Source organism: Streptococcus sp. FSL E2-3488 (assembly GCF_038003585.1).
Classification (GTDB): domain Bacteria; phylum Bacillota; class Bacilli; order Lactobacillales; family Streptococcaceae; genus Streptococcus; species Streptococcus thermophilus.
Genome location: NZ_JBBOPL010000001.1, coordinates 534,291 through 547,404 on the forward strand (window position 1 = coordinate 534,291; position 13,114 = coordinate 547,404).

Here is a 13,114-nt window from a genome sequence, read left to right on the forward strand (position 1 = left end):
AATAGTATAAATGATGCGATATAAATAACCTATCACTAGGATAGGTTATTTATATATCTAAAAATGGTTTAGACCTCTTCTTGCTCAAAAACTTGACGGTCTACTAAACTCTGCATCAAGAAGTAGAATTTTTCTTGTAAGATATGGTGGTCTTCATTTTTAAAGATATTAATGTTACGAAGGCCAGATTTGTCTGTGATTGACAATTTGAAACCTGTCAAATCTTTGTTAATAGTGATCTTTAGTGGGAAACCTTCACCTGAGTTAGGCACTTTTTCGAGTAGACGGTGTAACTCGTAGTGTCCAATTTTATTTTGTACAAAAGTTGTATCACGAAGGGTGAATTTTTTGACATTAGAGCTGATGGTGTAACGGTATTTACAGTCAGCCAAATGGATGCTTTTTTCAAATGCCATCTTAGTCTCCTATGATTTGATTAAGTTTTTCTGCTAGGGCCTGAAGTTCTTCAGCAGTGTTCTCCTCTGATAAACTAACGCGGATAGCTGTTTTAAGCTTGTCAGAATCCTTGCCATATAGGGATTGGATGACGTGGCTTGGGTCAACAGTTCCAGCAGTACAAGCAGATCCAGTTGAGACAGCAAATCCAGCCAAGTCTAACAGGGTTAAGAGAGGCCCATTTTCCTTGCCAGAAAAACTAATGTTGATAACGTGAGGTAGACTGGGTCCTACGCTGTTAATCTCGTAAGGAACAGTGAGAGAATTAAGGAACACCTGACGGATCGTTTCAACATGCTTGTAATTGTCTTGGTAGTTCTTACTAGCTTGTTTGTAAGCTGCGGTCATGCCTGCAATACCGACAAGATTTTCAGTGCTGGCACGACGCTTTTCCTCTTGTTCACCACCGTGGAGTAGGTTGTCAAAGTGCAAATCATTATAATAGAGCAGGCCGACACCTTTAGGTCCATGAAATTTATGAGCACTGATTGAGAGAAAATCGACACCGAGTTCTTCTGGGTGAATTGGAAGTTTTCCTGCAACCTGAACAGCATCCACGTGGAAAGCAGCCTGGTGGTTGGTGAGCAGGTCACCAATTTCCTTAATAGGAAGTAACTGACCAGTTTCATTATTGGCATACATGACAGAAACCAGAATAGTATCGTCACGTAAGGCCTCAGCAATCTGTTGGGCTGTAATGACCTGATTGACCGGCTGGATATAAGTAACCTCAAAACCAAAACGCTCTTCCAGGTAGGCCATGGTGTGAAGGACAGAGTGATGCTCGATAGCAGTCGTAATCAAATGTTTCCCCCTAGCTTGATTGGCAAGGGCATAACCTTTGATAGCTGTATTGTTACCCTCAGTCCCACCAGAGGTGAAAATGAGTTTTCGAGCAGGAACTTGAAATTGCTTGGCCATTTCTTCACGAGCCTCACGGAGTTCCTTAGAAGCCTGACGACCATAAGCATGTAGGCTGGATGGATTTCCAAAGGTTTCAGTCATGACATGTGTCATCGCTGAGATAGCAGCAGTATTCAAAGGAGTGGTTGCTGCATTATCCAAATAAACCATAAATTAGTCCTCGTTGGCAGTATATGCAAAAAGTGGGCTAAGTGGTTGACGTTCAAAGATACGGGTAATAGCATTAGCGATAAGCTCACTTGCTGAAAGGTATTTAACACTTGTAGGAACATTTTCTTTAGTTGCAACTGAATCTGTAACCAAGATTTCTTTGATTGGAGAAGCGTTGAGGACTTCACCGGCACCACCAGCAAAGAGCCCGTGACTAGCTACTGCATAGATGTCATTAACCCCACCACGTTCTAGGATTTTAGCCGCTTCGGCAAAAGTTTTACCCGTATTAAGGATATCATCAACCAAGATCGCAGTTTTACCTTCAACCTCACCGATGATGTAGCCTTCTTCACGTCCCGTATCATCTTGAGCATAATCAATAATAGCGATTGGAGCATCAAGATATTCAGCCAAGCTACGAGCACGTTTAACACCAGAATTTTTAGGGCTAACAACGACAACGTCTGCACCAGTCAACCCTTTTTCATTGTAGTATTCAGCAAAAAGAGGGATAGTAAAGAGATTATCCACGGGGATGTCAAAAAAGCCTTGAACTTGGACAGCGTGAAGGTCAAGCGTCAAGACACGGTTGACACCAGCTTTAACCAACATATTGGCAATCAATTTAGCAGTGATTGGTTCACGTGAAGCAGCAATACGGTCTTGACGTGCATAACCAAAATAAGGCATAACTACATTGACAGAGTTAGCACTGGCACGTTTGCAGGCATCAATCATGATGAGCAATTCCCAAAGGTGGTCGTTAACAGGGTTGCTAGTAGATTGGATGATGTAAATATCGTCTCCACGAACAGACTCTTCAATGTTAATCATGATTTCACCGTCAGAAAATTGACGTGAAGATACTTTTCCAAGTGGCAATCCGGTATTCTCAGCAATTTTTTCAGCAATTTCTGGATTTGAGCTGAGCGAGAACAATTTCAATTTTGGGTTTGCTTTTTGATGTACCATGACGATGGTGACTCCTTTAAAAAAATAAGATGCGAAGCCCAATTAGGGCTATTATAATAAAACTACAGATGCTTCTATTTTAACAAAAAAAAATAGAAATTTCAGCCTTCAGAAAGCGATATTGATGAAAATTGACGAACCATAAATCACTGAATCATTTTTGTATGCGTTTTTAGACAGAAGAGAGATTGTGGAAGTTGCCACAAGTACCAAATTGTTTTTGCATATATAAAAAAGACAAGGGTTGATCCTTGTCTTAAAATGAAGTAAATGGTTTTTATAGACGTTTTTACGGTGGAAAGTCCGCCTCAGAACGGATCAAAAATGACTAGTAGAATTTCTATAAACTCACATTTCACCAACTAGTCTTTATCTCGCTTTAGGGTTGCTATAAAACGTGCAACCTTACTCTTGGCATACTTAAAGTTAATATTATTTTCCTTAAGAAAGGCATAAAAGTCGTCTTTACCTCTCTTAGCATCTGAAACTTCCAACTCAAGCTCATAGTCTTTCTTATCAGCATAGACATTGACATCAAGTGCCATGAGACCAATATTGGTCTGGTATTCACGACGGGTTGTGGTTAAATGTCCAAGGATGGTTAGATTCTCTAACTTAACACCACGTTCTAGAAGAATGGACTTGATTTGGCATTCAGGGAAGTCAAGAGACTTGGTCATAGCCTTAGCCTCTGAACAGTCCATGGTGACATTGTATTCCATATTTCCGACCTTTTCAGGAATTTTCAAGGTCAACTCACCATGAGTGGGAAGGGTTCTGATACGTAAAGACAACCTTTTATTCCTCATGTCACCTTGGGGTGTATCAATGTAGTAATTGGTTTGCGTAACAGGTGTTACATGGGAGAAAAGCACTGCTAAACGATTATACTCGTCTTTGGTGAGCAGAGTCTTGTACTCTATCTCTAAATGGTTCATGTGTGTCCTCCCTTGTTCTTTTAAATGTGGTATAATATAACAGATTATATTTATTTTATAAAAAACTAAAGCTTTTGACAAGGAGGAGTCCTATCTTGACCATGGATTGGGAACAATTTTTAGACCCCTATATTCAGGCCGTAGGTGAGCTCAAAATCAAGCTCCGAGGCATTCGTAAACAATTTCGTAAGCAAAACCGTCACTCGCCTATTGAGTTTGTGACGGGACGTGTGAAGTCAGTGGCTTCCATTGAGGAGAAAATCGCCCTTCGTGGTCTTTCAATTGAAAATTTGGCTCAAGATATGCAGGATATCGCTGGTCTCCGAGTCATGGTCCAATTTGTCGATGATGTGGATGAGGTTTTGGCTTTGCTTCGTCATCGTAGTGATATGACGATTGTTTCAGAGCGAGACTATATCAGAAACCGTAAAAATTCGGGTTATCGCTCTTATCATGTTATTATCTCTTATCCCGTTGATACCATAGATGGTCGTAAGGAAATTCTTGCAGAGATTCAGATTAGGACTTTGGCCATGAACTTTTGGGCCACCATTGAACATTCTCTTAATTACAAGTATCAGGGGAATTTTCCTGAGGAAATTAAACTTCGCTTGGAAACTACGGCCCGCATGGCTTATGAGCTTGACGAAGAAATGCGGAAGATACGTGATGATATTAGAGAAGCCCAGTTGCTCTTTGATCCAATTAATAGAACTTTGAAGGATAGTGTAGGAAATAGTGATGACACAGATGAAGACCTCTTCGTATGAGATGAAGGTAGCTATTATTGCCAATGGCAAACCCCAAAGTAGGCGTGTTGCCTCGAAACTTTTTAATGCCTTTCGAGATGATCCTGATTTTTATTTGACCAAGAAAAATCCAGATGTGGTCATCTCAATTGGTGGTGATGGTATGTTGCTATCGGCCTTTCATATGTATGAAAAAGAGCTTGCGCGTGTGCGTTTTGTAGGGATTCACACGGGTCATCTAGGCTTTTATACGGATTATTTGGACAGTGAAGTGAATCAATTAATTGAAACCCTACGTAAAGATAACGGAGCAAAGATTTCTTACCCTCTTTTGAATATCAAATTGACCCTGGCTGATGGTCGTTCTTTTACGTCAATTGCCCTCAATGAAGCAGCAATTAAGCGTAATGAGAAAACCATGGCAGCAGATGTTTGCCTTAATGATGTCTTGTTTGAGAGCTTCCGTGGAGATGGGTTGTCGGTGTCAACGCCTACAGGATCAACCGCCTACAATAAATCTTTGGGTGGTGCGGTACTTCATCCCACTATTGAGGCTTTGCAGTTGACAGAAATTGCTAGTCTTAATAATCGTGTTTACCGTACCTTAGGTAGTCCACTTATCGTGCCAAAACATGAGAAGATTACTGTCTATCCTACTCGAATGGGGAGCTACACTCTGTCGGTTGATAATAAGACCTATACCAACCGGAATGTGAAAAAGATAGAATTTTCGATTGACCAACGTAAGATTTCTTTTGTTGCTAGCGCTAGTCACACAAGTTTTTGGGAACGTGTCCGTGAATCCTTTATTGGAGATATGGAAGAATGAGATATGAATTTACTGTAGGACGTTCATGTCGAGTTAAAACCTTTTTGAAGGAGCACGATATTTCAAAAGGACTTCTAGCCAAAATTAAGTTTGAGGGAGGTCACATCTGGGTCAATGGTGAGGAGCAGTTTGCGACTTATCCTGTCCATGAGGGAGACGTGGTTGCCATAGAAATCCCTGATGAGGCCCCGCATGAAACCTTGAAGCCAATTCCTTTTGACTTGGATATAGTCTATGAGGATGATAACTTCTTGGTGATTAATAAACCCTATGGCTATGCTAGTATTCCAAGTGTTAACCATGATAATACCATGGCTAACTTTGTCAAACATCACTTTGTCAGCAATAATTATCCCAACCAGCGTGTCCATATCGTGACACGTTTGGATAAGGACACATCTGGTCTCATGCTGTTTGCCAAGCATGGTTACGCCCATGCTCGTATGGATAAACAGTTACAACAGAAGTCTATAAAAAAACATTATTATGCCTTGGTTGAAGGTGAGACCAAGCTTGAGCAGCAGGGTGAAATCATTGCACCGATTGCGCGTGATGTGGATTCCATTATCACACGTCGAGTCCATAAATCGGGGAAATATGCCCACACTAGTTATCGTTTGGTAGGTGATTATGGTAGGGTTAAACTGGTTGATATCAATTTGCATACTGGGCGTACCCACCAGATTCGTGTCCACTTTGCCCATTTGGGACTCCCCCTTTTAGGAGATGACCTTTATGGTGGTTCTCTAGACTATGGTATTGAGCGCCAGGCCTTGCATTGCCACCGACTTGCATTTGTTGATCCTTTCACCAAAAAAGAAATGGTCCATGAGTCTTCCTTGACAGATGATTTTGAAACCGTTATCATGGGCTTGAAAACTAAAAAAGATTGATTGAGGAATTTTTATGCGTAGTCTATTTGGTGAACTTCGTGAACATATTTCAGGGAAAGGTGTTAGGATTGTTTTCCCTGAGGGTAATGATGACCGTGTGGTTCGTGCAGCTGCCCGTTTGAAATTTGAAGAATTAGTTGATCCTATTATTTTGGGAGACCCAACAGAGGTTCACAAAATCTTGAACGATCTTGGTTTTGTAGACTTTAACTGTACTATTATTAATCCTGAAACCTATGAAGGCTTCGAGGAAATGAAGGAAAAATTTGTTGAAGTCCGTAAAGGGAAAGCGACAATTGAAGATGCAGACAAGTTGCTTCGTGATGTCAACTATTTTGGTGTTATGCTAGTTAAACTTGGTTTAGCAGATGGAATGGTTTCAGGCGCGATTCACTCAACAGCGGATACCGTTCGTCCTGCTCTTCAAATTATCAAAACGAAACCTGGTATTTCTTGTACATCAGGTGTCTTCCTTATGAACCGTGAAGACACCAATCATCGCTTGATGTTTGCCGACTGTGCTATCAATATTGAACCAAATTCTCAAGAATTAGCAGAAATTGCAATTAATACTGCAGAAACAGCTAAAGTTTTTGGTATTGATCCTAAAGTGGCAATGCTTAGCTTCTCAACAAAAGGTTCCGCTAAATCACCAAAAGTTGACAGGGTTGTTCAAGCAACAAATATTGCTAAAGAAATGCGTCCTGACTTGGCTATTGATGGTGAGTTGCAGTTTGATGCAGCCTTTGTTCCAGCAACAGCAGCTATTAAGGCACCAGACAGTGACGTAGCAGGACAAGCTAACGTCTTTGTCTTCCCATGTTTACAGGCTGGTAATATTGGTTATAAGATTGCCCAACGTTTGGGAATGTTTGAGGCTATCGGACCAATCTTACAAGGTCTTAATAAACCAGTAAACGATCTTTCTCGTGGTGCTAGTGCTGAAGATATTTACAACTTAGCTATTATCACAGCTGCTCAAGCTCTTAATAATTAAAAGCAATAATAAAAGAAAGTCTGGCTAAGTGAACTGCACCCCAAAAGTTAGACAGAAAAAATCTAACTTTTGGGGTGTTTTTATTATGAAATTAATTTATGAAGATAAAGTTCAAATATATTAATTGAGAAAGCAAGGTCAAATCTTCAACCAACTTTCAAAACGATTTGGTGTGGATGCTTCTGGATTAAAATATATGACGAGATTGATTGAACGTTACGGAATAGAAATTATCAAGAAAGGTAAGAATTGTTACTATTCACCAGAATTAAAACAAGAAATGATTGATAAAGTGCTACTTGAAGGTCGTTCACAAAAAAAGTGTAAGTCTTGATTATTGTTTTCCAAGTGGTGGAATGTTGCCTAATTGGATAGCACAATACAAGAAAAATGGGTATACTCTTGTTGAGAAAAGAAGAGGGAGAGTACCTAAAATGGGGCGTAAACGTAAGAAAACTTGGAAAGAAATGACAGAACTAGAGCGACTCCAAGAGGAGAATGAACGCTTACGTACCGAGGTAGCCTATCTAAAAAAGTTAAAAGAGTTAGAGAAAAGGGACGAAGTCTTACAGCGAGAAAGGCAGAAACAGTTAGAGAAATGGTTTCAGGATGATTTCGACTAGATTTACTTCTTGAAACTGCACGTTTAGCTCGCTCGACTTACTATTATCAGTTGAAACAACTAGATGGGCACGACAAAGATGAAGAGACTAAAGGCGAAATTCAAGAAATTTATTATGAGCATAAAGGAAATTATGGCTATCGTCGCATCACTTTGGAACTAAGAAACTAAGGTATTTTGATTAACCACAAAAAAGTCCAATGCTTGATGAAAGAACTTGATTTGGCAGCCCGTATTCGTCGTAAACGCAAGTATTCTTCATACCAAGGAGAAGTTGGCAAGAAAGCAGATAATTTCATCCAACGACAATTTGAAGCTTCAAAGCCCTACGAAAAATGTTATACCGATATCACAGAATTTGCCATTCCAGTCAGTTCACAAAAGCTATATTTATCACCGGTTTTAGATGGCTATAATAGCGAGATTATCGCTTATCAGCTATCCACTTCACCGAATTTAGAACAAGTCAAAGCTATGTTAACACAAGCTTTTCCAGAAGAACATTATGACCAGACGATTCTTCACAGTGACCAAGGTTGGCAATATCAACACCAGTTTTATCATGATTTTCTTAAGAAAAATGGAATTCGTCCATCCATGTCCCACAAGGGAAACAGTCCAGATAACGGTATGATGGAATCTTTCTTTGGCATCTTAAAATCTGAAATGTTTTATAGTTTTGAGAAACAATTCAACTCACTTGACGAGCTCAAACAATCCATTATCAATTACATTGATTATTACAACAACAAACGCATTAAAGTAAAATTAAAAGGACTTAGTCCTGTGCAGTACAGAACTAAATCCTTTCAATAATTAATTGTCCAACTTTTTGGGGTTAGTACATTGTAGGGGTTATTTTTATGACAAATATTTATTTTCTTTTTTTGATTTTAGACAAAGTGTAATAGCTAGCGCAAATAGATAAAGTAGGATGAAGACGACAAGAGTGCTTGTGTATGATTTGGTTGCTGAGTATATGACAGCAAGCAACATTGGACCTGCTAGCGCAGCCATTCCCCAAGCTGTTAAAATATAACCGTGCATGGTTGCTAGCTCTTTAGCACCGAAAATATCGCTAAGATACGGTGGAATGAGTGAGAAGCCAGCTCCGTAGCAAGTCATGAGCACAGCCATGGCAATGGTGAATAATGCTGGCGCGTGAAGGAATATGAGAGATATAGTCATGAGGATATTAACAACAAATAAAATAGTGCAGGTCAGCGGACGACCAATATAGTCTGACAAGCTAGCCCAGAGCAATCTTCCAAAGCCATTGAAAATTCCCATAAGCCCGACGATAATGGCAGCTTGGTTAGCAGTCATGCCAGCTACATCTTGTGCCATAGGTGAGACAACAGAGATTAAGGCAAGCCCACAAGAAATGTTGATGAAGAGAATTAGCCAGAGCAGGTAAAATTCAACCGTTTTTAAGGCTTTTTTAGCCCCAATACCTTGGCTTAATTGCTTATGACTGTCGTTAGTATCCTGTTCACTGTAGTATGGAAATTTGAGAAATTGTGAGACGATAAGCATAACCAGAAAATAAGCCACACCTAACAGGTAAAAGGTGTTGATAACATCATATTTGGTGATTAAGAAATACGAAATTGGACTGGTTAAAAGAGAGGCAAAGCCAAACCCCATGATAGCTAGCCCAGTTGCCAGCCCACGTTTATCAGGAAACCACTTGATAATCATTGATACGGGTGTGACATAGCCCGTACCAAGCCCGATACCGCCAAGAACACCATAGCCTAGATAAAGTAGTAAAAGACTATGATTAGCAAGTGCAACACCGGTTAAAATATTTCCAGATGCGTACAGGATAGCTGAGATGGTCCCAGTCACCCTAGGACCAAATTTATCAACAACTTGTCCCATAAAGGCAGCAGACATGCCCAGACAGAAAATCGCAAGTGAGAAGGCAAAAGCAATTGACGATTGATTCCAGCCAGTTTCAGCGATAATAGGATTACGATAAACACTCCAAGCATAAGTAGATCCCAACATTAAATGCAAGATAACACCGCAGCTTGCGATGAGGTAACGATTTTTGGCTAACATATTTTCTCCTTTTTACGAATATTAAACCAATTAATTTTTATAAACGATAGGATATTATTGTATATTATTTTTTTAAATAAGTAAAGTAGTATTTATTTTTAAATAAACACGTACAATATAAAAAGAATGAATAATAACGTTCAGAGTTTGATGATTTGGTTAAATAAGTTTTTATTTTTTGATGATAAAGTTATCAACATGTGAAAAACTTAAAATGTTTTTAAAATAGTCATTATCCACAGAACGACCAAGGGTGAGAGATTTTAAGGTAAAATAAGGGGAACTTTCCCCCCATTTTCCTCACACTTGCTTTGGTGTCTTTTGTGGTGTGTGTTATAAAAAAAGCATGGAAATTTTCGATACACATACGTATCTTAACGCTGATGATTTTGCTGGTCGTGAAGCAGAAGAATTAGCCCTCGCTAAAGAAATGGGCGTTACTCGACACAACGTCGTTGGTTTTGATGCACCAACCATTAAACGAGCTATTGAATTAGCTGAAGAATACCCAGAAATTTATGCCACAATCGGTTGGCACCCAACTGAAGCTGGCTCTTATAATCAAGAGGTTGAGGATATGATTGTCGCCAACCTATAGCATCCAAAAGTGATTGGTCATGGTGAGATTGGACTGGATTATTATTGGATGGAAGATCCAAGAAATTGGTGTTGGTCCACGTAGTGGCATTATTCACTCACTTTCTGGGGGACAACGTCAACGTATGGGGATTGCGAGTTCTTTGGTCATGCAGCCTGATTTGATTATCACTGATGAACCAATCTCAGCCCTTGACGTGTCAGTTCGTGCTCAAGTTTTGAATTTGCTTAAGAAATTCCAAAAAGAGTTGGGGTTAACCTATCTCTTTATCGCTCACGATTTGTCAGTGGTTCGTTTCATTTCTGACCGTATCGCTGTTATCTAAAAGGGGACAATCGTGGAAGTTGCTGAGACAGAAGAGCTCTACAACAATCCTATCCATCCTTACACCAAGTCACTCTTGTCTGCTGTTCCTATTCCAGATCCAATCTTGGAACGTAAGAAAGTCTTGAAGGTTTATGATCCAAACCAACACGACTATTCGGTTGATAAACCAGAAATGGTATGATGGGATCCTTCTTTGGTATTCTTAAGTCTGAGATATTTTGTGGTTACGAGGCTACCTTTCAGTCACTTGAGCATTGAAATAAGCTATTGTAGACTATATTGATTATTACAACAACAAACGTATTAAGGTAAAATTAAAAGTACTCAGTCCTGTGCAATACAGAACTAAATCCTTTGGATAAATTAGTTGTCTAACTTTTTGGGGTCAGTACAAAGCGACTGGGCTTTTTTGTGGAACTTTTGTAATTAAAAATAAATCAATGTTAACTAAATGAGAACCTTTATTGATAAGGAATTACAGTTGTTATCGTGTTTACATTATGTTATCGAATTTTACAAAATTTTCTGATAAAAAGCTAGACTGCTTGATTATTTATGCTATAATAAAGTTGTAAAAAATTTTTTTGGAGGCATTTTATGAAAAAAAGCAAATGGTTGGCCCTCGCGGGTGTAGCACTTCTAGGTGTTGGTGTGTTAGCGGCTTGTTCATCTAAATCAAACACTAGCGGAACTACTTATGGTTACGTTTACAGTTCGGATCCAGAAACTTTGGATTATATTACATCAAATACGGGACCTACAAAATCTGTTGTGACAAATGGTGTAGATGGACTTATGGAAGCGGACAAATATGGTAATCTTGTTCCATCAGTAGCTGAAGACTGGTCTGTGTCTAAAGATGGTCTTACTTATACCTATAAAATTCGTAAAGGGATCAAATGGTATACTTCTGAAGGTGAAGAGTACGCTAATGTTACTGCTAAGGACTTTGTAACGGGTCTTAAACATGCTGCGGATTCCAAAGCAGGTGGTATCTATTTGGTTCAAGATTCTATTGCTGGATTGTCTGACTATCTCTCTGGTACCAATAAAGATTTCTCGAATGTGGGTGTCAAGGCAATTGATGACTATACTTTGCAGTACACGCTTAAGCAACCAGAACCATACTGGAACTCTAAGACAACTTATAGTTTGCTTTTCCCAGTAAATGAAGACTTCCTCAAGAATAAGGGAAAAGATTTTGGTAAATCAACAGACCCAACCTCTATCCTTTATAATGGACCTTTCCTTCTCAAATCTTTGACAGCTAAATCTTCAATTGAGTTGGTTAAGAATGAACATTATTGGGACAAGAAAAATGTACACTTTGATGCCATCAAATTCTCATATTATGATGGTTCGGATCAAGATGCTCTAGTACGTGGTTTCACTGATGGTGCTTATAATTTTGCTCGTGTCTTTCCAACAAGTTCAAACTATGCTTCCGTAGAAAAAAAATATAAAGATAATATTTTTTACACAGCACCAGGTGCGTCTACATCAGCTATTGGTATTAATATTGACCGTCAAAGTTACAAGTATACAGCCAAAAAGACGGATTCTGAAAAATCATCAACCAAGAAAGCCCTTCTAAACAAGGACTTCCGTCAAGCAATTAACTTTGCCATTGACCGTAAGGCCTATCAATCACAAATTAACGGTAAAGATGGTGCAACTCTAGGTGTTCGTAACCTCTTTGTGCCTTCTGATTTTGTGAGTGCAGGTGATAAGACCTTCGGAGATCTTGTAACAGAGAAAATGTCTTCATATGGGGATGAATGGTCAGGTGTGAATCTTGCTGATAGTCAAGATGGCCTCTACAATGCTGAAAAAGCTAAGACTGAGTTTGCCAAAGCTAAGGATGCTCTCCAAGCAGATGGTGTTCAATTCCCAATTCATTTGGACCTTCCAGTTAACCAAAGCTCTAAACTTAATGTTGCCCAAGTCCAATCTTTGAAACAAACCATTGAAAAATCATTGGGTAGCGAAAATGTTGTTATAGATATTAACCAATTGTCATCTGATGATTTGGAAAATGCAACACTTAATGCAGCCAACGCAGCAGCAGAAGACTGGGATATTTCAAATAGTGTCGGTTGGGCGCCAGATTACCAAGATCCATCAACCTACCTTGATATCTTTAAGACAACTTCAAGTGAAAACACTAAGGCTTTCATGGGTTATGATGATCCAAATAATGCGGCAGCAGCCCAAGTGGGACTCAAAGACTATGATGCTTTGCTGAATTCTGCAGCTTCAGAAACAAGTGACCTTAATGTTCGTTACGATCGTTATGCTCAAGCTCAAGCATGGTTGGAGGACAGTTCGCTTGTGATTCCATTGACTGTTGGTAATGGTGCGGCACCAGTTATCTCACGCTTGACACCGTTTACCGGTGCTAGCCTCCAGGTGGGTGATAAAAACTCATCAAACGACTACATCAAATATGTGAAACCACAAGAAAAAGTAGTTACTAAGAAAGAATATGAACAAAGTCGTGAAAAATGGCTTAAAGAAAAGAAAGAATCTAACGAAAAAGCTCAAAAAGATCTTGAGAAACACGTTAAATAATAATGGCTCTTTGTCAAC

At 39.3% G+C, this 13,114-nt stretch carries 10 protein-coding genes and 4 pseudogenes; 9 read left to right on the top strand and 5 right to left on the bottom strand.

The annotated features are described in order from the left end of the window. Nucleotides 1-68 precede the first annotated feature (68 nt). From MHH90_RS02875 to MHH90_RS02890, 4 genes are all read right to left on the bottom strand, one after another. Nucleotides 69-416, bottom strand: coding sequence for a DUF1831 domain-containing protein (locus MHH90_RS02875; protein ID WP_002948028.1), 348 nt, complete (start codon nucleotides 414-416; stop codon nucleotides 69-71). Between the two features lies 1 nt (nucleotide 417). Continuing rightward, complete coding sequence (locus MHH90_RS02880) at nucleotides 418-1,530, bottom strand: cysteine desulfurase family protein (RefSeq protein WP_064355763.1); 1,113 nt, start codon at nucleotides 1,528-1,530, stop codon at nucleotides 418-420. A gap of 3 nt (nucleotides 1,531-1,533) precedes the next feature. After that, nucleotides 1,534-2,505 (bottom strand): ribose-phosphate diphosphokinase, encoded by a 972-nt coding sequence (locus MHH90_RS02885; protein ID WP_011681428.1) that lies wholly within the window; start codon nucleotides 2,503-2,505, stop codon nucleotides 1,534-1,536. A gap of 362 nt (nucleotides 2,506-2,867) precedes the next feature. Beyond that, nucleotides 2,868-3,443, bottom strand: coding sequence for a CYTH domain-containing protein (locus MHH90_RS02890; protein WP_100273465.1), 576 nt, complete (start codon nucleotides 3,441-3,443; stop codon nucleotides 2,868-2,870). Between the two features lie 95 nt (nucleotides 3,444-3,538). Between MHH90_RS02890 and MHH90_RS02895 the strand changes: the two genes are divergently transcribed. From MHH90_RS02895 to MHH90_RS02915, 5 genes and pseudogenes are all read left to right on the top strand, one after another. Next, nucleotides 3,539-4,213, top strand: a complete 675-nt coding sequence (locus MHH90_RS02895; protein WP_113870318.1) for a GTP pyrophosphokinase — start codon at nucleotides 3,539-3,541, stop codon at nucleotides 4,211-4,213. Beyond that, complete coding sequence (locus tag MHH90_RS02900) at nucleotides 4,185-5,021, top strand: NAD kinase (RefSeq protein WP_014608552.1); 837 nt, start codon at nucleotides 4,185-4,187, stop codon at nucleotides 5,019-5,021. Before MHH90_RS02895 ends, MHH90_RS02900 begins: the two co-directional genes overlap by 29 nt. Next, nucleotides 5,018-5,914, top strand: coding sequence for an RluA family pseudouridine synthase (locus tag MHH90_RS02905; RefSeq protein WP_014727627.1), 897 nt, complete (start codon nucleotides 5,018-5,020; stop codon nucleotides 5,912-5,914). Before MHH90_RS02900 ends, MHH90_RS02905 begins: the two co-directional genes overlap by 4 nt. Before the next feature lie 13 nt (nucleotides 5,915-5,927). After that, complete coding sequence (gene pta, locus MHH90_RS02910) at nucleotides 5,928-6,911, top strand: phosphate acetyltransferase (protein WP_011227420.1); 984 nt, start codon at nucleotides 5,928-5,930, stop codon at nucleotides 6,909-6,911. Between the two features lie 124 nt (nucleotides 6,912-7,035). Then, a pseudogene (locus MHH90_RS02915) lies at nucleotides 7,036-8,349 on the top strand (IS3 family transposase). A gap of 45 nt (nucleotides 8,350-8,394) precedes the next feature. Here the strand turns inward: MHH90_RS02915 and MHH90_RS02920 are convergent. Next, complete coding sequence (locus tag MHH90_RS02920) at nucleotides 8,395-9,600, bottom strand: L-lactate MFS transporter (RefSeq protein ID WP_011681420.1); 1,206 nt, start codon at nucleotides 9,598-9,600, stop codon at nucleotides 8,395-8,397. A gap of 346 nt (nucleotides 9,601-9,946) precedes the next feature. On the opposite strand from MHH90_RS02920, the pseudogene MHH90_RS02925 reads away from it, so the two are divergent. From MHH90_RS02925 to MHH90_RS02940, 4 genes and pseudogenes are all read left to right on the top strand, one after another. After that, nucleotides 9,947-10,261 (top strand): annotated as a pseudogene (locus MHH90_RS02925) (TatD family hydrolase); the annotation flags it as partial. Nucleotides 10,262-10,292: 31 nt separating this feature from the next. Next, nucleotides 10,293-10,703: pseudogene (locus MHH90_RS02930) on the top strand (ABC transporter ATP-binding protein); the annotation flags it as partial. Continuing rightward, nucleotides 10,697-10,887, top strand: a pseudogene (locus MHH90_RS02935) (IS3 family transposase); the annotation flags it as partial. The pseudogenes MHH90_RS02930 and MHH90_RS02935, both read left to right, overlap by 7 nt. Nucleotides 10,888-11,122: 235 nt before the next feature. Beyond that, nucleotides 11,123-13,096, top strand: coding sequence for a peptide ABC transporter substrate-binding protein (locus tag MHH90_RS02940; protein ID WP_011681419.1), 1,974 nt, complete (start codon nucleotides 11,123-11,125; stop codon nucleotides 13,094-13,096). Nucleotides 13,097-13,114 lie beyond the last annotated feature (18 nt).